The sequence below is a fragment of the Rhodopirellula sp. P2 genome (assembly GCF_028768465.1).
Taxonomy (GTDB): Bacteria; Planctomycetota; Planctomycetia; order Pirellulales; family Pirellulaceae; genus Rhodopirellula.
Genome location: NZ_CP118225.1, coordinates 151,473 through 174,168 on the forward strand (window position 1 = coordinate 151,473; position 22,696 = coordinate 174,168).

14 protein-coding genes are annotated in these 22,696 nt (G+C 54.5%); 2 read left to right on the forward strand and 12 right to left on the reverse strand.

The window, feature by feature from the left end; genetic code table 11:
• Positions 1 to 3: 3 nt before the first annotated feature.
• The 3 genes from PSR62_RS00535 to PSR62_RS00545 form a co-directional block, all read right to left on the reverse strand.
• Positions 4 to 1,383 (reverse strand): hypothetical protein, encoded by a 1,380-nt coding sequence (locus tag PSR62_RS00535; RefSeq protein ID WP_274405881.1) that lies wholly within the window; start codon positions 1,381 to 1,383, stop codon positions 4 to 6.
• Between the two features lie 113 nt (positions 1,384 to 1,496).
• The gene (locus PSR62_RS00540) at positions 1,497 to 5,075 is read right to left on the reverse strand and encodes an efflux RND transporter permease subunit (RefSeq protein WP_274405882.1); all 3,579 of its coding nucleotides are present in this window, start codon (positions 5,073 to 5,075) and stop codon (positions 1,497 to 1,499) included.
• Positions 5,076 to 5,086: 11 nt separating this feature from the next.
• Positions 5,087 to 7,210: an efflux RND transporter periplasmic adaptor subunit gene (locus PSR62_RS00545; RefSeq protein ID WP_274405883.1), complete on the reverse strand. Its 2,124-nt coding sequence runs from the start codon at positions 7,208 to 7,210 to the stop codon at positions 5,087 to 5,089.
• Between the two features lie 513 nt (positions 7,211 to 7,723).
• On the opposite strand from PSR62_RS00545, the gene PSR62_RS00550 reads away from it, so the two are divergent.
• Both PSR62_RS00550 and PSR62_RS00555 read left to right on the forward strand, forming a co-directional pair.
• A complete protein-coding gene (locus tag PSR62_RS00550; RefSeq protein WP_274405884.1) occupies positions 7,724 to 8,029 on the forward strand; it encodes a hypothetical protein in 306 nt (101 codons plus the stop codon).
• 148 nt (positions 8,030 to 8,177) lie between these two features.
• Positions 8,178 to 9,854, forward strand: coding sequence for a TolC family protein (locus tag PSR62_RS00555; protein WP_274405885.1), 1,677 nt, complete (start codon positions 8,178 to 8,180; stop codon positions 9,852 to 9,854).
• Positions 9,855 to 9,875: 21 nt separating this feature from the next.
• On the opposite strand, the gene PSR62_RS00560 is transcribed toward PSR62_RS00555, so the two are convergent.
• The 9 genes from PSR62_RS00560 to PSR62_RS00600 form a co-directional block, all read right to left on the reverse strand.
• Complete coding sequence (locus PSR62_RS00560; RefSeq protein ID WP_274405886.1) at positions 9,876 to 10,385, reverse strand: hypothetical protein; 510 nt, start codon at positions 10,383 to 10,385, stop codon at positions 9,876 to 9,878.
• A 41-nt stretch (positions 10,386 to 10,426) separates the two neighbouring features.
• On the reverse strand, positions 10,427 to 11,458 hold the full coding sequence (locus tag PSR62_RS00565) for a hypothetical protein (protein ID WP_274405888.1): 1,032 nt from the start codon (positions 11,456 to 11,458) through the stop codon (positions 10,427 to 10,429).
• A gap of 248 nt (positions 11,459 to 11,706) precedes the next feature.
• The gene (locus tag PSR62_RS00570) at positions 11,707 to 12,249 is read right to left on the reverse strand and encodes an RNA polymerase sigma factor (protein ID WP_274405889.1); all 543 of its coding nucleotides are present in this window, start codon (positions 12,247 to 12,249) and stop codon (positions 11,707 to 11,709) included.
• A gap of 283 nt (positions 12,250 to 12,532) precedes the next feature.
• Positions 12,533 to 16,672: a hypothetical protein gene (locus PSR62_RS00575; RefSeq protein WP_274405890.1), complete on the reverse strand. Its 4,140-nt coding sequence runs from the start codon at positions 16,670 to 16,672 to the stop codon at positions 12,533 to 12,535.
• Between the two features lie 145 nt (positions 16,673 to 16,817).
• The gene (locus PSR62_RS00580; protein ID WP_274408307.1) at positions 16,818 to 19,286 is read right to left on the reverse strand and encodes a heavy metal translocating P-type ATPase; all 2,469 of its coding nucleotides are present in this window, start codon (positions 19,284 to 19,286) and stop codon (positions 16,818 to 16,820) included.
• Entirely contained in the window at positions 19,267 to 20,763 is a 1,497-nt protein-coding gene (locus tag PSR62_RS00585) for a trypsin-like peptidase domain-containing protein (RefSeq protein ID WP_274405891.1), read from the reverse strand. The genes PSR62_RS00580 and PSR62_RS00585 overlap by 20 nt, the downstream gene beginning before the upstream one ends.
• Before the next feature lie 38 nt (positions 20,764 to 20,801).
• Positions 20,802 to 21,014, reverse strand: a complete 213-nt coding sequence (locus PSR62_RS00590) for a BON domain-containing protein (RefSeq protein WP_274405892.1) — start codon at positions 21,012 to 21,014, stop codon at positions 20,802 to 20,804.
• A 17-nt stretch (positions 21,015 to 21,031) separates the two neighbouring features.
• On the reverse strand, positions 21,032 to 21,793 hold the full coding sequence (locus tag PSR62_RS00595; RefSeq protein WP_274405893.1) for a methyltransferase family protein: 762 nt from the start codon (positions 21,791 to 21,793) through the stop codon (positions 21,032 to 21,034).
• A 191-nt stretch (positions 21,794 to 21,984) separates the two neighbouring features.
• On the reverse strand, positions 21,985 to 22,668 hold the full coding sequence (locus tag PSR62_RS00600) for an ABC transporter ATP-binding protein (RefSeq protein WP_274405894.1): 684 nt from the start codon (positions 22,666 to 22,668) through the stop codon (positions 21,985 to 21,987).
• Between the last annotated feature and the right edge of the window lie 28 nt (positions 22,669 to 22,696).

Below are 22,696 nucleotides of genomic sequence, written 5' to 3' on the forward strand. Positions count from 1 at the left end.
TGATTAACGAATTGTTGGAGCTTCGACTCCTTGTGATTTCAGGACAGCTAACCACTTGTGCGGCTCGGCTGCGATCTTCTTCGCGCATCCTGGGCAACAGATGTAGATTGCTTTCCCGGCCGCGTTGACCTTGTACGGTCCCCCCATTGCATCGAGCGGTTCGTCCATCACGGGGCATTTCTTTTGGGCAGCGATAAATGGAACATCGGCAGAAACTACTTTGAAAATGCCGTCGCGTACTTGCTCGGTTCCGGCGGGGACGGACGCTTGATCGCCGTTCCCATAAACCATGGCGAGGTACTTCGCTGGTTCAGCTTGAATCTTCTTGATGCAGCCTTTGCAGCAAAGATAGATCGGTTTGTCGCCAACCATCACCTTGATCGGTGTGCCCATGCCACCGAGAGGCTCATCCATCACTGGGCAAACCTTTTGAGCCGCAATGGCCGCTGCGTCGGCTGGCGTTGATGTTGAGACAGTGATCTTTGCCGCAGTCGTGACAGCGGGCTGGCCACTGTTTTGCGGACCGTTGCCATAAACCATGGCGAGGTACTTCGCTGGTTCAGCTTGAATCTTTTTGATGCAACCTTTGCAGCATAGATAGATCGGCTTGTCACCAACCATGACCTTGATCGGTGTGCCCATGCCACCGAGAGGCTCATCCATCACGGGACAGACCTTTTGGGCTGCAATCGCAGCAGCGTCGGCTTGTGTCGCTGTGGTCACCGTGATTTGCGGGCGACCAGCAGCATATTTAGCCGGGTCTGACTTGACCGCGTTCACACAGCCGGCACAACAAACGTAGAGTTTCTGTCCGTTCACATCGACTGCCACGGGATCGCCCATGCTGCCGAGCGGCTTTCCGCTGACGGGACAAATCTTTTGGCGTGCGATCGCGGCGGCGGCCAGTTGTTGCTCGCTGGCGGGAACCGTGGCGACTTCGTTAAAGCTCACGGTGTTGTTGGTGATGCCGACCAATTGAATATCGACGTCGATTTGCCGGCCAGCGAGTTGCGACAAGTTCACGGGAGCGGTCAGAGAACCTTTTCCATCGGGCAGCAAGTCATAGCGATAACGTTTCGCGTTGCCCTCGACTCGTACCGAGACAGCACCGCGTCCACGATCGACCGAGACAGGCTGGCCCGCGCGATCGTAGACAAACATTTGAAGCCCGCCTTGGGAAACAATTGTTTCGATTTGCAGGTTGCCGGTTTGCTTTAAGGTGCCGCCATGCGGTCCTGCCTGGGTAACTTCGCGAGCCTGCGTCATACCGGGCATCGCGTGGTTGTGGCCGGCGTGATTGTGCTGTGATTGGATGGTTTGCCCAAACACCGTCGATGCGGACATCGCGAGCGAGCAAGCGGTGATGATGAGTGTTCGTTTCATGGGAGAACTCCGTTGTGAAAGTCAGGACACAATCCGTATGGTCCGTCGATCTTGGTGAGGTTGTTTAGTTGGATGCTCGAGTCGAAGGTTTCTTCACGAGCACTCGAAAGTTTTTATGCTGCCTTCATCAGCTCCTCCTCTGGCATCGCTTCGGTTCCGTCCCAAAGCTCGTCTTGAAAACCGAATCGCATTTTCAGTTCCAGGTAGCCGCAATACAGCGTCGGCACAATGAACGACGTGAACGGTTCGGCTAGCATTCCGCCGAACACTGGGATCGCCATCGCGCGGGCCACGTCGGCACCGCGACCGGTTGCAATCAACACTGGGACGAGCGCCGCCAGCGTTGTCACGGTCGTCATCATGCAGGGGCGAATACGTTTCAGACCGGCTTCGTAAACCGTGTTGCGGATGTCCTCGACTGATTGAACTTTGCGTTTTTTCAACAGCTGGTGAATGTAGGTCGCCATCACCACGCCGTCGTCGACGGCTAGGCCGAACAGCGCAATGAAGCCCACCCACACCGCGGTGTTGAGTTCCACGCCCATGGTCGCGACGGCGATCATGCCGCCTGCAAATGCAACCGGAATGCCTGAGAACACCGCAAGCGAGATTGAGAAGTTGCGAAACTCCATGTAGATCAGCAGCAAGTTGATGCAGATGACCAGGGGGATGATCCACATTAGTCGCAGGTTAGCCTCGATTTGGTTTCGGAAACTTCCCACTGCTTCAAGCGAGTATCCTGCGGGAAGTGACAGGCGATTTGGATTCGATGGCGGCAACGACTGTGCCGTGCGGAGTTGCTCTTCGATCGCCGAGACCGATTCCAGGTCACCCTTGCTACCATTGGTCATGAATGAAACATGAGCGACCAGTCGCCCGTTTTCGCTGTTGATTGCACCTGGCCCCCACGTCGTTTCCAGTTCCGCGAGTTCTTCCAACGGCACGACCGCACCTGAATGCGTGACGACTGGCAAACGCTTCAGGCCGTCGATCTGTTCGCGAAGGTCGCGGTTGTATCGAAGCCGCACGGGATAACGTTCTCGACCTTCGACCGTCTTGATCAGATTCATTCCGCCGAGCGCCGTTTCGATGACTTGGTTCACCATCGACGAACTCATTCCGTAACGCGATGCTGCCTCGCGATCGACCGTGAACTCGACATACGGTTTTCCGAGCACAATGTCGGGATTGACCGTGCCTGCATTGATCAGCGGTGATTTTTTTAACTCGGCGGCGACGTCCATTGCGGCGTCGGCGAGCGTGTCCAACTTGTCGCCGTAAACACGGATGGCCATCGGAGCCTTGATGCCGGACTGCAACATCACGACACGGCCTTCGATCGGTTGCAGTGCCGAGGCGGGCGTGACACCGGGCAGCGTTGCGACTCGGTTGATTTCATCCCACACATCGCGTGCGGTGACGCCTTCTCGCCACTGGCTTTCAGGTTTCAGCATCACATACGTTTCGACCATCGCTGCGGGAGCGGGATCGAGTGCCGATTCAACGCGACCGATCTTGCCCAGTACATCCTTCACTTCAGGAATCTGGCCAATCAGCACATCTTGAGTTTGTAGGACCTGCATTGCCTGCGAGAAGCTCGCTGCCGGATACAGCGTCGGCATGTAGAACCAGCTTCCCTCGTCCAACGCGATCCAGTCGTCACTTTGCAAACCAGTAAAGACGTGCTTGGCATCAACGTATCCGGGAAAATCATTCAACTCAGCACCGAACAGGTTTGCCACCTTCTCGACCGGACGAAGGATGGTTGGCATGCCGACGTAGGCTCCCACGCCGATGATTAGTAGGACGAGCGGAAACGATAACGCGAACGCTTTGTGATTGAGAGCGTGACGCAGCCGCGCCGCATAAATCCAGCGAACGAAGCGGCTCGACGGGATTTCTTCGATGGGTCGAATTCGTTCTCGCATCAACTGCCAACCGCCAATCAAGCCGATTGTGGCTGCAATCACGGTCACAACCCAAGTCTCTAGGCCAAAGCGTTCCGCAAGTCTCGACCCCCAAAGGAAATGCGAAGCTACGCCGAGTAGTCCGGCCAACGAAATTCCTGCAATGAGAGCTGTGCTCTTGCGACGCACCGAGCTTCGCAGCATCAGGCGGCACAAAGCCGGAACGATCGTGACGGCAGCGATCATCGCTGCGGCAATCGCAAATGTCTTGGTGTAAGCCAGCGGCGAAAACAGTTTGTAGTCACGACCGGTCAGGAAGAAGACCGGTAAAAAACTGACGATCGTTGTTGCGACGGCAGTCACAACGGCGGGTGCGACTTCGACCGTTGCTTCGTAGACAACTTCGCTTCGCGTTCTAGACAAGGAGTGTAAGAGACAAGAAGACACGGAGCTATCTAACTGCTTGTCTCCCTCTCTCCGTGTCTCCTTGTCTCCTTGTCTTTCTCGCTCCCACTCTGCCAAATGCTGGTACACATTTTCTGAAACGATGATCGCCATGTCGACCATCGTTCCAATCGCGATCGCGATTCCCGCCAGTGACATGATGTTCGCACCGACACCAACTACTCGCATCGCGATGAACGACATCAGCACAGCAGCAGGCAAACAGATCGCGACGACAAAGCTGCTGCGAATGTGCAGTAGGAACAGCAGGATGATGATCGCAGTGATAATGATTTCGTCACGCAATGCATGCGTCAGCGTGGCCATCGTTTCATCAATTAAGCCGCTGCGATCGTAGACGCCGTGAATGGTCACACCCTGCAGCGATGGCGTAATCGCGGCGATTTTCTCTTTGACTCGGTCGATCACGACTCGCGGGTTTTCGCCATATCGCATGACGACCACGCCGCCGACAGCCTCGGCTCCGTTGTAGTCCAACGCACCGCGACGAAAGTCCGGGCCAATCTGCACATTGGCAATATCGCGAACACGAACGGGAACACCGTCGCGCTGCATGATGACGGTGTCCTCAATGTCCTCGACCGCTTTATCCTTGTCACCGCCCGAGCCGAGGAAGCCCTTACTGCGGACGATGAACTCCATTCCCGTCGTCTCGACAGTCTTTGCACCGACGTCAAGGTTCGATCCCTTGATCGCCATCGCCAATCTATCCAGCGACACGTTGTGGAATCGAAGCTTGTCGGGATCGACTTCGATCTGATACTGGCGAACGTAACCCCCGATCGAGGCAACCTCGCTGACGCCCTCGACCGCCTGCAATTCGTACTTCACGACGAAGTCTTGCATGCTGCGAAGTTCTGCTAGCCCCATGCCTTCATCGGGTGGCTCGAGCGTGTAGTAATAGACCTGCCCAAGCCCCGTGGCGTCTGGCCCAAGTTGTGGCACAACGCCGTCGGGCAACTGAGACGCCGCACTGCCGAGTTGCTCGGAAACTCGGCTTCGTGCCCAATAGAAGTCAATCTCGTCTTTGAACGTGACCTGCACAAAGCTGTAACCGAACATGCTCTTGCCGCGCACCGATTCGGCACCGGGAACGGCGAGCAACGAAACACTCAACGGATAGGTGACCTGATCTTCGATGTCCTTCGGCGAGCGACCCGGCCATGGCGTCAATACGATGACTTGGTTTTCGCCAATGTTCGGAATTGCGTCGATTGGGATGGACTTGAAGCTGACCCAACCGGCAACGCTCAAGCCGATCGTGAGTAGCACGACCAGCCAAGGTTCTTTGACGCAAAAGCGAATGATTAGATTTAACATGGTTCGTTTCCTTACTGCACCGTGCGAGCGATTGAGGGAACTTCGCCAACGGGCATCGCCATGTCACGAACGACCTCGCCGCAAGTCAGCATCTCGCTGCCCCAATACGGGTTCTGCAATTCGCCGCCGGGTTGCATCCAGTCGCCTCCGCCGCCAGGAACCATCGGGCAGTAGTAATGCGTTAGCTTCACGGCTGTCTTCGGACCGCGAGCAACCGTCGCCGCTTTCAACATCGCGTGACTAACCCCGCGATAGGCTTCGCGAGCCGTCTCTAACGAGCCATCCATGCGTGACGCCGCGCGGCGAGCGGTCGCGAACCTGCGTTGAGCCTCATCGGGAACTTCCGCCGACATTTCCAGTTCGCGGAGTCCTTCGATCAGCGTATTCAGTGCGACCGGGGGTGGAGTCTGATCCGCCGCCATCGCGCACTGGATTTCAAAGTAAGCGTCGTAGGTGCGATCAAACTGCTTTCCCGCGTCGGTCGCCAACATGACCGGATTCGTTTGAGGAAGCTCAAGCGGTCCCGGCGAATAGCTCGGGGCCTTCGTCGGGTCCATCAACGATGGGTTGCCGGCAAGCTGCATTTGCGAGTCGATGAGGAAATTACCGCCAGTGGCGACTGTCTCGCCGGCGGACAAACCTTCGACAATCACCGCTTCCTTACGATTCATCGGGCCAACCGTGACTCGGCGAATCTCAAAACGTCCCGGTTCAGTTTCGACATAGATCACACTGTTTTCACCGGCCAACAGCACGGCGTCGCGAGGAACGGTGACGACCTGCTGCATCGGCAACGGCTGCGACGCAAAACCAAGTTGCGACGTTGGCACCAAATCCATGTCGCACAGCGGGCACTTGCCCGGTTCGTCGCGGATGACTTGCGGGTGCATCGGGCTGATGAACTTGTTCGCCAGTGCCGGGTCGTACACCTGATCCATCGGAATCGCGGGCACGGTCACGCGAGCGGTGGCGTAGTCGCCCGGACGTAGCTTCCCATCGAAATTCATGATCTCGACCCGGACGCGAACTGTTCGAGTCTTCGGGTTAACCGTTGGATCGATGAAAGCGACGCGACCAGTAAACACCTCGCCGGGCATCGACTGAATCTCGGCTTCGACTTGTTGCCCGAATCGAACTGCCGATGCGTCATCGGGGAACAGATCAAGCATCAACCAGACGCTACTGAGATCAGCGACTCGATAGAGCTTGTGTCCCGTTTTGACGTAGTCACCTTCAACGGCTGACTTCTCAATGACCGTTCCACTTTGCGGCGACTTGATGCGGATGCGCGACATTGGCTTGCCCGACTTCCCCAACTGGTCGATCTGACTTTGCGTCATGCCAAGCTCAGCCAAATTCTCGCGAGCCATCTTGTTGAGATCGCCGCCAGCAATTTGAAATCGCCCAATTTTCCCGTCACTGTTCATGCTGGTGATGAACTCGGTTTGGGCCGTATAGAGCTGCGGACTGTAAATCAATGCAAGGTCGTCACCTTCATTGACTTTCACACCGGCATAGTTCGCGTACATCTTTTCCAAACGGCCGTCGATGTACGCACTGATCGTCGACAGTTGACTTTCATCGAAGTCAATCGAGCCGATGGTGCGAATCGTGCGGTTGACTTCGCCCATCTTTGACATGGCGGTTTGAATGCCGACGAGTCGACGAGCCGAGGGTTCAATGGTGACCGAGATGCCGTCGCCACCACCACCGCCAGTCGCTTCGACCAATTCCATTGCGCAAACCGGGCATCGTCCTGGCTCCGTCGAAGGCGGCGTGCACATCATCGGACAGATATACCGTTTTTCTTCGCCACCGCCGGCTTCCTCGACGGCTTCGCCATTGCCGCCCGAGAATCCGTCAGCAGTCAACCACTTCGTTCGTTGTGCGACGCCGAGCAAGAAGAACACGAGGCCGGCGACGATGACGACAGTTACGGCTTGCACGCCCGTGCGCATGAGCCACTTCATCCCGCCACCACTTTGAGTAGCGTTGGATTGAGCTTCAACTGGCGTAGGCGATTCTTCGACCGCAGTTTCCGCTGGCTCGCTATACGCAGGCGCGTCCGCAACCACGTTGCTGATCTCGTCATCAGCGTCAGCTTCATCCGGTTTGATTGGTTCGTCCTGATTCATGACAGTTCTCACAGCGTTTTCCGGCTTGCGTTTGTGGTTCCATCCACAGACGTCAGCTCAAGAGGTGACTGGCCGATGATGCGACGGGGGGGATCGCATCATCGACCAGTCATCGCCTCCAGGCCGTGACCGGTTCATTGTTTCGGGTGACGCGAATCAAATCGCGTAGGGATTGCATCTGGAAAGACTCCACTGGGAATGAGCGCGCAGCACCATTCACGTGAAAGCCAACTTGAAACCGAAGAGCTACGAGCGCGCAGCTCTCCTATCGAGACGACGCTAGATGCGCCAGATGCAAAGAAACCGCTGAGAGAAATGCGGTGAGTGATCGCCATGCGGCAATCGTGAAACCAGTTGATCTGGACGAATCGAAAGCCCAGCGTCTGAGGCGACGTGATCCAGGTACGCGATCACGACCAATTCACGAACTTGCGGAACAGGAACGCGATGAGGTGCTGGTGCAATCGGTTCCGAGCGAATTCCACACATACACGATGACAATGCAACCCGGTCTTGAACCAAGTTCTCGTCGTCGGGTTTCGGTGGCTCAGGCACGACATCGGAGATTTCTCCGAACAACTCATCGTGCTTTGGCCGTTCGGATTTTTTCTTGCAGCAACTGCCGGCGTCTTCTTCGTTGCCACTACAGCAGCCGCACAGATCACCGTCTGTTTTCACTTCACAGCATTTGCAAGCTTGGCAGACCGTTTCGGCCTCGCAGCACTGACCTTGAGCACATGTTCCCTGCGCAGCAACGATCGCCATCGGCTGAATCACTATTACAGCGATCAGACAAAGATTAACGGCGGCGCGAATTAGGGGGGAGTTACTCACTGTGACCTTCCGAAAAGGATACCCATACACGGTATATGAACTGTATCGGAAATTTGGCCGAAGAGTTCAATAGGAATTAGCCGGTTAGGCAAACTTTGACAGCACAATTATAGCTCATTAGGACCTGAACGCCATGGATCGGCATTCTTCGAGACCCGGAAGAACCCAAGCGAAGCGCCTGCTGCTAGCAGCATTGGTTGCCGCGTCGGTGTCCGGTTGTGCCTCCCAGCGTGGTGTTCATGTAGCAAAAGTCACCACTGCGTCCGCCGCGTCGAACCCGACTTCGGTCGCGACCAGCGATGTCGATTGGCAGCAAGTCCTTAGCGAACCGGAAACAGGGGCCATTCAGCCCGCAGGCTACAACGACGGGTTGGTGATCGCATCGCCCGCCGTCTTCGCACAGCCACCCAAGGAAGACGGCAAACGAAGTTTCGGAGACTTTCTGCAACTCGATCCGCCCAAGGAAGATGGGGAGAAGAGTAGTCAGGGAGATGAGCGAGACACGGAGACAAGGAGCGGGAAACAAGACAAGGAGGCAACGAGGTTGGGAGACACGGAGAAAGATGTTGACTCAGCGTCTCCCAATCTCCTTGTCTCCCCCTCTCCCAACTCCCCCACCGGCCAACCCGTCGAGTATTTTGTTGGCACCGCACTCGCACGCCACCCAAAAATCCTCGCCGCCCAGCAACGTGTCGCTGCAGCGTCCAATGTCATCCCGCAAGCCAAAGCGTTGCCTGACCCGACATTCAACAACACCTTCTGGCCTTTGCACGACAACGCCATTCAAACCGCGGCCGGCCGAGTCGCCAATCAGATGTCGGTCAACCAGATGGTGCCGTTTCCTGACAAGCTGAAAACCAAAGCGGTGATCGCCAGTCGCGAGGTGCAAATCGCTCAAACGGAAGTCGACGCGATTGCCCGCGAGATTACCGAGTCCGTTCGTCTCGCCTACTACGAAGTCTGGTTCGCGACCCGAGCGATCGACATCATCGAGGAAACCAAAGGCCTCGTCGCTGACCTGACGGATGTCGCCGAGGCACGCTACCGCAGCGGCGGTTCTCAACAAGACGTGTTGCGAGCACAACTCGAAACCGATCGGCTCGACGAACAACTCATCACGCTTGCGAAACAAAAGCTGGTTGCCCAAGCCGACCTCGCTACTTTGCTACAGCAACCCATCGGCATACTTCCCGAAGCGACGGATGAACTCGGCATCACAGACACTCCACAGCAAATTGAAGAGCTGATCGCGTTAGCCGAGCAGTGCAACCCGAAGCTACGCGGCCTCGCGTGGGAAATCCAACGCGATCGCGACAAAGAACGCTTGGCTTGCTTGCAGCAGTATCCAGACTTCAGTGTCGGATTGAATTGGGGATTAGTCAGCGACAATCATGATGTTCTTAGCCCAGTAGCTAACGGGAACGATCAACTCAGCGTCAGCTTCGGTACGACATTGCCGATCTGGCGAGAGAAGATCAACGCTGGAATCCGCGAAGCAGCTCACCGTCGCGGTAGCACGACTCGACGCCTGGAAGCCGAACGAGATGAACTTTACGGAAAAATCCGTCGCTTGATCGTTCAAGCCGACGCCCTGGTCGAGCAACGCAACATCTACGAAGAACGAATCATCCCGCGTACCGAAGACACGCTCAAACTGTCAATCGCCGACTACCGAGGCAAACGCACGGACTTCTTCACGTTGATCGAAACCTACCGCGAGCTATTGATGTTCGAGACACAACTCGCGCGCATCGACGCCACACTGGCCGGCACCATCGCCCAAATCGACCGCACGGTAGGATGCCCGTAGTCGTCGTAAGCTAGAACAATCCTAATTGCCACTGTCGGGGCTTGAGTCGTCCTTGTTTAGCACGTCGGCGATGATGTGCAGATTCTCATCGCACCGCTCGCAGAGCGTTTTGAAGTCGGCAAGCAACGTTCCCGAACGGTTTCGTGCTTCTTTCTCCAACTCGGCTTGTTTACTGCCCGAGGCATGACCCTTCAAAGCCGATCGCAAAAAGTGCATCGTTGAAAGCGGCTCAACGAGTTCTTTCGATCGCTGCTCGTCAAAGCCCAATCCAATTAGACACTCCTGAAGCAGCCGGATCCCACGCCATTGATGCTCCAGTTCTCGCCCGAGCGACTTGGCACGCTTGCGGATCGGCTTCTCGACGATTGATTCAACGACCATCTGGTCTAGATTTAGCAACTCGTCGGACCAATCTTGGCGTGTGTCAGTCAGCGGGTATTGGGTGCGTCGCAACAATTCTTCGTCGCGAAGTCGCCACCAATCACACGGATGCTCATGCAACTCACGGCAACGACTGCGAAGACTTTCCAATGGTTCATAGTGCTCTGACCAGCGACCTTCAAAGTCCGTCGCTATGACCGATTCCGATAGTCCTGCCTTGGGTTCTTCGTTAAACGACTTCCAATGCAACTGTTCGGTGTGCGGCAACTTGCCAAGGTCGCACAAGTATGCATGGACTTGACCAGCATCATTGACGCCCCAACCTTTGAGGTACCACGCTCCGCGACAGGAAATTGTTCTCCCTTCGATCGCGTATTTTTCTGGATCGGCTTTGTACTTCCTGAGCACTCCAGGTTTGAAAAATGCAGGGCTTGTTTGAAACGGGCCGTCCGCAGGCACGAAATAGTTGGCAGTTCCGCAGGATCACAGCTGAACGTGTCGACGGTTTGATTCCGCCAGTCCCAAGCGATGAACGATTCGTACTGCTCTGTCGCAGCATCCGACCCCCAAACCGTTCGAGCAATCTCAGCTTTGGTTAAACCAGGGTTCGCCCATTGAATTCCTCGAGAAACGCTGGCGTACTTCTCGGCGACGTGAATCCAGCCGTGAAGGTTGCTACCACCGGGGATGGATTGACGACTCATTTCCGACGCGAAACCATGAAAACTCCCCGACCGGTATCGAGGAACATCAAACATGCGAAAAAGCCACTGCCCGGTGAGCCCGGCATACTGTCGCAACGCTCTCATGTCCATCGAGACAACACGCCCGGCGTCCGTTGCATCAAAATCATGAACTTTGATCACTTCATCAACATCGCCACGATCGTCTGTTTTGCACCAAGCTTTCCGCTCCGGAATGTGGTGCAACGACAGCGTATGTGTCAGCTTTTGGCTGATCTCGATGTAAGTGCGTTTTGGGTCAACTAGATCCGAGTCTCGTAGAAAAACGAGCTTCTCACCCTTGCCAAGATGTTTCGAGCCAACGAAATCGAGCGGTGAGGCGATCCACGCATCGTCACCAGAGGTCGTGAGTGCCCACGTCGAATCGACCGTCAGACTCCAGTCCATCAGGTCTGCAATTTCGCTCTCATTCTTTGGATCGAATGGAGGCACAAGGACCGCGTGAAGAAAGAGATGCGAAAAACTCGCGTAGAGAATCACACGATCGTCCAATAGGTCACGCTGCAAGAAGTCGGCTAAGTCATTCTGCAAAATCCATTCAGCAAAATCAGACTCCGATTCAGGGACCGTTGCGACTCGCCGGATCGTTTTGTCGTCGTGTGGATTCAAGAGCAATACTCTTTGCAACTTGGGTAGTGATTGACTTGCATCAGATTACACAAGATGAGCAAACGTCGCTGTGGGTTCAGGGGGATATCCTTCGGATAATTCTGCAGCACTAAATCAGGTCAACTCAACAACTTCCTCAATTCCCGCCGTGCCCGGTTCAATCTTGAACCGACGGTTCCTTCGGGGATGTCGAGTGTCGCGGCGATCTCCTGGTACGACAATCCGTTCTCTTCTTTGAGCGTGAAGATCGCTCGCAGCTCAGGGTCGAGGGCGGCGAGTGCTTGTCGGACAAGTTGGGCACGCTCGTCTTGTTCGACGGAATCGTTTTGCCGCGTGGTTGGTTCGGCTACAAGTTCGCTCGTTCGCCGGTGCTTCTCCCGCCGCAGGTGCTGCAAGGCTTCGTTGGTCGCCAGGCGGTACAACCAAGTCTCGAACTTCGAGTCGCCACTGAATTGACTGAGCTTGGAAAACGATCGCACGTAAACCTGCTGCGTTAGGTCGTCGGCATCTTGGACGCCGACCATCCGCACCATCAACCGATACACCCGATCGCTGGTCGCCTCGTAGATGTCGCGCAGCGCACGTCGATCACCGACCGAAGCGGCTTGCACCGTCGGTTCGTCAATCGAATTCTGAGCTGTGTTTTCATGCGAAGGCTCCATTATCGCAATTCTACACATACCCACCGGGGGTAAACAGCCGGGCGAAAATGAGCGTTCTACGGCTTATAGTTTTTTCTTGCCAGACGCTTACCTTTACGGCTCGATGTGTTTGCCTTGACGGAGGGCAAAGCAGTGCCCCCCGTTCCTGGCTGGGCCATCGGAGTCTCAATCGCCTGCTACGGAAAATGGTTGAGGACACGGAAGGTAACCTGGGCAGCTTGAGCCGTACTGTCCACGCTAATATCCTCAGCGACCACTCCCGCTCGACGGGACGGCAAAAGGGTTAGTCATTGTCTTTCCATTTTCCATGAAGAGACTTCATTTCGTCTTCCAGCTTCTTGGTCTGTTTTTTTAGCTCTTTGGAAACGTACTTGCCGACGATGAAAGGTTGAGAACGAACGGCGCTTAGGAAGCCTATCGGGTCGCCAGTTGCAACGGCGACGCCTGGATCTACTAAGCGAATGATGCAGTCAAGTGTTCCCCAAACTTGGCATGATTCAATGGAGCTTAAGTTCAAAAGCAGCTTGCATCCTTCCTCTTCCCGTTGCCGTTTCCGTATCGCCGACTGTGCTTCAAAACAGACTCCCCATTTGGGATCGCCATACGCAACTTGTTTTAAAGCATCGTCAGCCACGCTACTGGATAGAAAACCGGCCATAAACGCGGCAGCACGCCTGGTTATCCAGCTCTCGTCTTTCAAAAGTTCGGTAACCACTTGATTTACCAAGGAAATATCATCGACACCGCGAAGTGCACGGGCTATATCGCAGCATTGGACCTTGACGTTTGATTCACTGGCAACATGACAAAGAGATTGAACTGCACGCTCAGGGTTAAGCTCAAGCAAAACACGAGGAATCATCTCGCGATCACGGCGATCGGTTATTAACGTTTCCAGCCCAATTTCAAATGCAGCGTCTGGCGCAATCTTGCCAAGTGATCGCAATGCTTGAGCTCGTGAGCCAACGTAGTGCATCCCGCTATCTGGCTGCAGAGTCTTCTCCCACAGTAGCTTCTGATCTGACTCTTGGCTTGGATCAAGTAGTGCAACCGTATCGTTTATCTGACTTCCGCCGGTTTCCAAAATCCTATCAACATGGGATCGGGTGGATGTGCGAGTCGACTCGTCAGCTGCTAAGTAAGCAAGAATACGCTGATCCATGTCATCGTATTTTCCATCCGTCGGAAGCATTTTTAGGTACGTTTCATTCGACGCCGAACAGCCAGAAAGAGCTTTCAGTACAGCAAACTTGTAATGCCCAGATTGGTATTGCTCTACAAGACGTTTCAACGTTCGTCCGCAGTCGCTGGGTAAGTCTTCGAGCGCGAGTAGACAATAATTCACCAATTCGCAGTCGTAGTCACATGCCAACAATGCATTCTCGACCACTTCTCGAAGGTCTTGTCTGCCACTCTGTCCGATAGCCAAGATTGCGTGCCCGTAATGTTTGTCACTTGAGTCCTCTAGCAACGCAATCGCCGGAGCAAGCTCCTTGTCATTCATTTCGAGCTGCCCTTCACGTAGAGCGCCGATGTCTGGCGAAACGCTGAGTCCCCATTTAAGTATGCCGTTGACAACTCCAGTGTTCTCGCCCAGAGCCGCGAGGCTGTCGATGGCTCGCATTTGAACCAAATTGATACCCGAAGACCCAGAATCCCACATGTCATCGCTTACAGCCGCAGCTACAAGCAATTCTCGTGTCAGCGCGCTCGGACGCATTACTGCAAGCTCACATCCTTCCATCTTCAGTTGCTGATGTCTCGCTCGGATAAGTGAGTTTACCAATTTTGTGAAACCATCGCCTGCAATACGCTTCAGCAGTTCTCTCGAGTGTTCAAATTCGTGATTAACCCAACCTGAAATCTTTTCGATCTGAGATGTGGCGAACGCTTCGAGATACGTTTCCAAGCTACTGCCCTGCCTTGACCTTAACCCTGACAGGACAGTCTCTCCGTGAAGTCCTTCGATCAAACGCAACGGATATCTTGGGTGTGGCTGTTTAGAATCATCGCCCACAGTGAGATGTTGCTCCAAAACGTCATTCAGCCAATCGAGCAATTTCTCGACCAAACTCAGAGTGAGGCAGTCGCCATGGTTTGCAACCAAATCGAAATAATGTTCTGGATCGACTCTGCCGGCAACCAACGATTCAACGACATCACACGTCGCGACTGGATCAGATGCAATTAGGGCGGTCCCGATTGCACCGGCCCCGCCCCAGAGTTGGCTTGAAGCGACGGTTGGCAAGACGCGGATTCCTCGGGCCGGATCACGAAATGCAAGTCCTTTCGCAGACACCATCCCAACTAACTCGTCTTCCGAAGAAGCCCACTCCTCGAGTCGTTCGTATTCTCCCGAGTCACAAAAAGAGACAATGCAGGCCGTCAAACACCGACGATTTTCGGGTGAAATTGAATCAATTAAGTGACCCTTTGTCTCCTCCCAGACTCTTTTGGAACCGAGACCCGGCATGTTTGCCAATGCGAATACCAAAGAAGTAAAACATGGATCGCTCGTATCACCATTTTGTAGTTCTTGCTTAAGCCAAGGGAGATTTTCCGCCGCAACTGCAACAAACGCCATTGAAGCCCTATCCCGGCGAACAAAATGCATGCTGCTCTTCTTATCGTCCACAATGCATCGGCGATGCTCTTCCCAGACTCGCTCCACATCCACCGAGCAGGGAAAAGAAACCGCTAGTCGCAGTCCGAGTTCCGACAGTGCTTCAGTACCGTCCGCAACACAATCCCTTGCCACGGCTGATAAGCGTTCGACATTGTCACGGCCAATGATCCTGAGTGCATCGGCTGTCCGTGCAACAACTCCGCTACGTTCTAGGTTCTCAATCGAACGAACGCGATCCAACAGAAGCGGAATTGCGCGTTCCCCAAGGCTAGCCAGTAGATGCGTATACAACGACGCATCCTCGTGCCCCAAGCCTTCCGATGCTTCCAATGCAGCAACAAGTTTCCAGAGTGATTTGCGTTTCTCATTTGGAAGTTCTGACGCCAGTAGCAACCATAGCACATCCATAGGGACATAGCCCAGTTGCAAGCGTCTGGAATCCGGAACACGATGACACTTCACCATAGCGTCGATTAACTGTTCGAGCGACAACACGCCCGCCACAAACTGAGCCGTAAGATATTTTGCAAACGCCCAGCACAGAAAACGTTGATGCCAAATCGCAACACGGCCATCCCCAACGTCGTGCAACAAACCGCGGTTAATAAATTTCTCAATCAAATCGGGTGAAAAGCCAGCCTCCAGAACCGTTTCTGTAAGCCATGGATATGGTTTTGTATCGTCACCGATAGTTCCAGAAATTTTGCGAATCAAGCCAACCTCAACTGGGTTGGTTAGTCGAAGCCAAGAAGCCTCCATCAGATCGTATTCATTGCGTGGAATAAACTGATGCTGATCGTCGACAACATCAGCATAAAGCTTGGCGAGAATTGGGCGGCGAATAAGCTCGCGGACATCGGGCGCAATGTTTACCCATGACCGTTTTCGCCGCTCAAGATATGAACGAAGTTCCGAGTGGTCGAAGTCTCGAATCGTTTCAATCGGGAGTTCTGCTCTGAACGCTAAATCACGAGCGATTTCGACGCTCGTTGACATTACAAGTGAGATACCCCAACGGTCCCAATCAAGTTGGATCAACCGCTCAGCTTCTTGGTGAGAACGTACTCCGTCAATGCAAAAAACGGCCCAAGGGCTATTGATATTGGCATTTGACTCTTGTCGCTTGAAGGCAATTCGCTCGATGGTGAGATGGGAATCGACTTCTAAACCGTAGTCGCAAATTTCCTGTGCTGCATACTCTAGTGGTTCACGGTTGCCACGTGACGCTGGTACCCATACAACCAGCGAGTCGCTTTTGATTGCGTCGATTGCAGTCCTCGCGAGTCGCCACGTCTTACCCTGACCGCTTGCGCCAGAGAATACTGTCGCAACTTGGTGGATATTGGAAGGTGGCCGAACATCAATTCCAGAATCGTATTGCTCCTTCTTCAGTTGCTCATGCACGCGATTGCTCATTCGCTGCTGTAACCGAGGCCAATCACGAAATACTTGAGAGACTTTTACTTCAGATGAGTTTTTCCGTGCGTGTATCCATAGTCCGATCCCCAGTGCGACTAAAACCCAACCACTTATGAAGACAGCAATATCGAACTGCACTGCTAGTCGTGTGTTGATTCCAAGCCACGTCTCGACCACTTCATAGACGAAGGGTAGCCACCACGGAGACGCGATCAGCGAGACACCTGCAACTATCAGAAATTTTGGGATGCGAGTACTCGGATCTCCCCAAATCAAACCAAATAAATCGAATGTAAAGTCCAGGTATTTGTTCCCGTATCTCGTCACGCAAAATCCTGAAGTAAAAGATATTGAACCAGAGCGAATGGAAACAACCAACGTTGATCGTTCGATGGTTATTCTGCTTGACAAGCACCTCACTTCTCGTAGTACAAAATGCACGTCATTAATTGATCATACACCTGTCCTGTGGGGGCTGACAACTTGGCGTGACGACCGTCGTTGCAACCCCGGCGAATTGACGCTACTGCTTGTACGCGAGTAGTCGCAGGGCGTTGAAGACGACGACGAGGGTGCTGCCTTCGTGCAGCGCAACTGCGGGGCCGATGTTGAGACCCAATAATGTTGCGGGGACGAGGAAGGCGACCATGCCGAGACTCATCCAGAGGTTTTGGCGGATGATGCGGCGGGTCGCGCGGCTGAGGCCGATGGCGAGCGGGAGGTGGTCGAGGTTGTCGGCCATCAGGGCAACGTCGGCGGTTTCGAGTGCGACGTCGCTTCCGGCGGCTCCCATGGCGATGCCGACGGAAGCCGAGGCCATTGCGGGGGCGTCGTTGACTCCGTCACCTACCATCGCAACGCCGCCTTCGCTTTGCAGCTTCTTGATTTCGGCGACTTTGTCGTCGGGCATCAGGTCGCCACGTGCTTCATCAAGTCCGACTTCCTTGGCGACCGCGTCGGCGACTTGTTGATTGTCGCCGGAGATCATGATCATCCGTTGGATGCCGAGTTCACGTAGCTTTGCGATCGTCCGTTTGGATGCTTCGCGTGGTGTGTCCATCAGTCCGATGACGCCGAGGTAACGGTCACCGCGACGTACGATCATCGTGGTGCGTCCATTCTGTTCGAGCGACTCGACGATTGAACGTACACTATCGGGAAGCGGTGGACCATCGACTTCTGCGAATAGGTCGTCTTTGCCAATGTGAACCAAGTCGCCTTCGACGGTCGCTTGAATCCCTCGTCCGGTGATGCTTTTCAGATCGGTCGCTTCTGGAATGTCTCCCTGACTCCCGCTCTCCCCCTCTCCCAACCTTTTCTTCCCGTCGCGAACGACGGCTTTGGCGAGCGGGTGTTTGCTAAGGTCCTCAACGGCGATGGCGAAGCGCAAGAGTTCCGATTCATCGACGCCATCCGCAGTGCGAACGTCAGTGACTTTGGGTTCGCCTTCGGTCAGTGTTCCTGTTTTGTCGAATGCGATCGCGTCGAGACTGCCAAGACTTTCCAGTGGCCCGCCGCCTTTGACAAGGATTCCTCCGCGAGCTGCTCGGGCAACCCCGCTCAGAACTGCACTGGGCGTTGCGATCGCCAGGGCACAGGGGCTTGCCGCGACCAAGACAGCCATCGCTCGGTAAAATGAATCGCTGAAACTTTCGTCGGTGACCAATGGTGCGAACATCAGTAGCACAACGCCAGTGATGACGGACGGTACAAAGTAGCGTTCAAACTTTTTCGTGAACTTTTGCGTCGGCGAAACCCGCGTTTCTGCTTCGCTGACCATCGTGACGACGCGGGCGAGCGTGTTTTCCGCAGCCGTTTTGGTAACTTGGATCTCGAGGGAACCGGATTGATTGATTGTCCCAGCGAAGGCACGATATTCAGCGGAAAGTGATTCGGGGTCCGCCGCTGCGGCTTCGACATCGTCTACCGGGCGTTTGTCGACGGGAACACTCTCCCCGGTAATTGGTGCTTGGTTGATGCTGGATTCGCCAGCGATCACGAAGCCATCGGCGGGAACTCGTTCATCAGGCTTGATGACGACGACGTCGCCAACGACCAGCTCTTCAACCGGAACTTCGGTTTCCGCTGAATCGCGTCGAACGCGTGCAGTGCGTGGTGCGAGTTCGGATAAGGCTTCGATGGCACGCTTGGCTTTGCCCATGGCATAGCCTTCCAGAGCGTGGCCGATGCTGAATAGGAATAGCAACAGCGCTCCTTCGGCCCAAGCATCGAGTGACGCTGCACCGGCCGCGGCGACGATCATCAAGAAGTCGATCTCGAACTTTCCAGCTCGAATCTTTTCAATCGCTTCGGTGACCGTGTAGTAACCGCCAAACATATAGGCTGCAACGTAACAACTCAGCGAAATCCATTCGTTAAGATCCGCAAACGTTTCAATCAGCCATCCGACCAACAAGAACACGCCGCAGAGGATTGCGAAGATCAGTTCTGATTTGGGGCCGAAGATGCCGCCGTGAGCATGATCGTGTCCCGAGTGGTCGGATTCGTGATCTTCATCGTCGTGGTCATGCCCAGCGTGGTCGTCGCCAACCTCTGTTGTTTCGCCGGTCCATTCGCTCAGAGCACCAGCGATCGCAGAATCGTCGATGATCTGTTTATCGTACTCGACGCGAACCGCACCATCGGGTGACACCACTGCCTCGAGAACTCCATCCATGCGTCCCAGTCGCGACTCGATCGCCGAGGCACGGCGGGCGTGGGTTGAGCGTGACTTGCTGAGCCAGTGACCGTATCGCTGATCCAATTCGACACCGGCACGTTTTGCCAGTTCTCGCACTTCGCCGGTCGAGACGAGAGCTGGATCGTAGTGAACACAAATCTGTCCGCGTTGGTCGTCCTCTGACCGAATTGCATGAGCTGAGTCGATGCCCATCTTCGCGGTGAGCAGGTCCGCCAAACGTTCGACGCAGGCATCGCCTGAGTCGGTTATGGTTGGCAAAAGCAATTTCAGTTCAATTTTTTCCTTTTCCATCATTCTCTTTCCGACTCATATGAAGCATGACAAGATGCTTTCCCTGGTTTGATTGAAGGAGCAAGAGAACCGATTTTTCTGGAGCCAACTTGCTTGTCACTTCGCGATAATCGTCAACGTCATGGATGGTCGTATCGTTGACACGAGCAATTGTCATGCCGGCGGCCACTCCCTCGTGATACGCATCACTATCCAACGCCACTTGCGTGATCAGGGCACCGTGTGCGTCGCCGGGAAGCTCCAATTCGTTGATGATAGACGTGTTCAGACGTGAAAGCCCCAGGCCGAGCGACGAATCCAAATACTCGAACGATCCGTTGGGTGACATCTCTGATTGAATCGGTCCAACTTCCCGAGGTGGTTGTTGCATCCGCATTTCAATCTCGACGACTTTATGTTCGCGAAGAACCGTCATGACATGGCTCTTCCCCGGTTCGGCATCGGCAGTCAAAGTGGCTGGATCGAAGGATTGGTTGATCGGTTCGCCATCGAACTCGGTCACTACGTCACCTTCACGCAGACCCGCATGATTGGCCGGTGAATTTCTCTGGACATCTTTCCCATACAGACCAGCGTTCACAGAGGAATCAATCAGAGATGCCATTTCGGGAGTCAGTGGTTGGGTTTCAAATCCGAAATATCCCCGTTCCACATAGCCCTTGGCTTGCAGTTGCTCGGCGATATCTCTGGCGATGTTAATCGGTGTTGCAAAGCCAATGCCCTGAAACTCGCCGGAAGTCGTGAAGGCTCCTTCGATAATTCCAATCACTTCGCCTCGCAGGTTTAACAATGCACCTCCCGAGCTTCCTGGGTTCGTCGCCGCGTCATTCTGAATCAACGGGTGTGGCGAGCTTGCGACCCAACGCTGCGTCGAACTGATGATCCCGGCACTGACACTGCGCTGAAGATCGTAGGGGGATGCAAGCGAGACCACCCAATCGCCTACGGATAGATCATCTGAATCGGCAAGTTTTGCTTCCGGCAGGTTTTCAGCACTTTCGAGCTTGATGATTGCGATGTCGGATTGAGGATCACAAATCACGGCTTCAGCATGGAATTTCCGACCATCGGCGGTTCGCACAAAAACGGCATCGGCATTTTCAACCACATGGCTGCATGTCAGGATACAACCGCGACGGTCAATGATGACGCCTGATCCTTGGTCGTCAGCCGAATGGCTGTTAAACCACGCCGCGTGCTGGGAATTGGGCGAGTGAAATGGCTGCTGCAACTTTGCTTCTTCACGCCAGCGCATCGGAGCCGTCATGCGTGGGCCGCGAAGTGCGTAGACCGTCACAATCGAAGGTGAAACGTCATCAGCAACCTGGCGGACCACACTCGACAGGCTGTTTGCCGACAGGATCTCCGTCGTTCGGTCGCGCGTTTTAGGTTCTACTGCTACCAGAGTTGACATCGCCAGTGATGCTGACAATCCGAACACTGCAAGACTCACAAGCTTGCTGATATGATTCCGCATGATGATGGAACTCCGATATGTTTGTGTGGTTTCCGTACTCAGTCGTTTTCGATCTTGATCTCAATGCTGTACTGTTGAACGCCCGGTGTTGTTCGAGCGATTGCGACAATCAACGCGCGGTCATTGATATCGCTAACCGTGCCGGTCAACTCGACGTGCCCGGCTTTGATGCTTGAAACGCAGACGTTGTCAAAGCCAAATTTGCGAACAATTCGCTCCACCTTTACGTGCAACGTTTCCTGCGATCGCATTTGATTCTTGCCGTCGGTCATTTTGCTGCCGCGTACAGAATTCTTTCATACTTCAACCAGCGTCGCAGTTGACGCTTCATCACGCGGGCGACCGCGTACAACACAGCACCCGATGCCAAAAGGGCGTACCACGAGTTCTCAATCGCGACGCTACCTTCGGTTGCATGGTGCATGACAAATTCCAATGCCGGAAATGCGAACGCGATCACGGCGACTGCCGCAGACTCGGCACGGATGACTTTCGGGAAGTCCATGGGAACCTCAGCCTTCTTCCATTGACGCAATCGCGGAAGAAAAGCTGGCGTTTGAGTTGACCAAGCCATGAAGTCACGACCAAACTTACGCCGCAGGAACGCTTCCTCGGCAAACATGATGCGTTCGTAGTACAGTGCGAAGGCCATGATGTAGATCACGACCAGCCACGGTGCCAACGAGTGCATCACGATCCCAAGTGCAATCAGGAAATTGCCCAAGTACAACGGGTGCCTCACAACCGAGTAGAAACCGGTTGTGTTTAGCGACTCGGCGACTTGCGATTTTGTGTTTCGGCCGGAGGTGCCTTCGGCTGCGTGACCGATGGAATGACATCGGACGAACAGCCCGAGCAACGACACAAAGAGGCTAAAGAGACTCCACGCATAATGCAGATTCGGATACGATTCAATGACCGGATAACGCATCGCCGCGACCAGGATCAATGGAAGCAAAACGAATGGCAAATAGCTCCGCCAGCGGAACAGCCATGATCCTGACCGGACAAATTCTTCACTGAGGGGCATTGAGTTTAACCTTGCGTTTCTGGTAGTCGGCAGTGTTGTGTACAAAACGGTTCCCGGTGCATCGGCTGGTGAGTGACGCGGTCCGGGAACCTAGCTGACGGCTGAATGGCAGCCGGCAGTTTTCGAGTTGGGAGTCAGGGAAAGGTGGGAACTCTTCTTGTCTCCCAACTTCCTTTCTCCCCATCTTCTTCTTAAGCGGCTCTTGCCACCGAAACTTCATGCGTCACTCCGGCGACGAGGCGGATCGTGCGGTGTGCGAACGCGGCGGTGTCGGTGTCGTGGGTGACCATGACGATCGTGCGCCCGTCTTGGTGAAATTCATTGAGGTAACTCATTACCTGCTGGCGGGTTTCTGAGTCCAGGTTTCCGGTCGGTTCGTCGGCCAGGATGATTTGCGGGTCGTTAGCGAGTGTTCTTGCCAGCGCGACTCGTTGCTGCTGGCCCTGGCTCATTTCCGACGGACGGTGATCGGTTCGATCGGACAAGCCGACACGGTCGAGCATCTCCATCGCACGCTCTTCTTGTTGCTTGGCCGTTTTGCCGGACAACATCAGTGGGATTTGCACGTTTTCGCGAGCGGTCAGCCACGAGATCAAGTTGAACGACTGAAAGACGAATCCGATCTTTTGACCTCGTAACGCCGTGCGTTCTTCGACGGACAGGTCATACAACGACTGGCCATCGAGCATCACGTCGCCGGTTGATGGGGCGAGCATTCCACCGAGGACGGACAGCAGCGTTGTTTTGCCACTGCCGCTGGGGCCAACGATTGCAATGAAGTCGTTGTCGGGAATTGTGAGGTCGGCGTTGTCGAGTGCCGTGACGATCTGGCCTCGACGTTCATAGGTCTGAGTAACGGAACTGAGTTGATACATGTGTTTGATTGTTGATTTGAGATTTGAG

Bases quoted from the DNA above. Each gene is read 5' to 3' on its own strand.
- PSR62_RS00590 (WP_274405892.1), bottom strand. From the start codon at position 21,014: ATGCGATCGCAGGAAACGTTGCACGTAAAGGTGGAGCGAATTGTTCGC.
- PSR62_RS00555 (WP_274405885.1), top strand. From the start codon at position 8,178: ATGGATCGGCATTCTTCGAGACCCGGAAGAACCCAAGCGAAGCGCCTG.
- PSR62_RS00585 (WP_274405891.1), bottom strand. From the start codon at position 20,763: ATGCGGAATCATATCAGCAAGCTTGTGAGTCTTGCAGTGTTCGGATTG.
- PSR62_RS00595 (WP_274405893.1), bottom strand. From the start codon at position 21,793: ATGCCCCTCAGTGAAGAATTTGTCCGGTCAGGATCATGGCTGTTCCGC.
- PSR62_RS00540 (WP_274405882.1), bottom strand. From the start codon at position 5,075: ATGTTAAATCTAATCATTCGCTTTTGCGTCAAAGAACCTTGGCTGGTC.
- PSR62_RS00545 (WP_274405883.1), bottom strand. From the start codon at position 7,210: ATGAATCAGGACGAACCAATCAAACCGGATGAAGCTGACGCTGATGAC.
- PSR62_RS00600 (WP_274405894.1), bottom strand. From the start codon at position 22,668: ATGTATCAACTCAGTTCCGTTACTCAGACCTATGAACGTCGAGGCCAG.
- PSR62_RS00535 (WP_274405881.1), bottom strand. From the start codon at position 1,383: ATGAAACGAACACTCATCATCACCGCTTGCTCGCTCGCGATGTCCGCA.
- PSR62_RS00570 (WP_274405889.1), bottom strand. From the start codon at position 12,249: ATGGAGCCTTCGCATGAAAACACAGCTCAGAATTCGATTGACGAACCG.
- PSR62_RS00580 (WP_274408307.1), bottom strand. From the start codon at position 19,286: ATGGAAAAGGAAAAAATTGAACTGAAATTGCTTTTGCCAACCATAACC.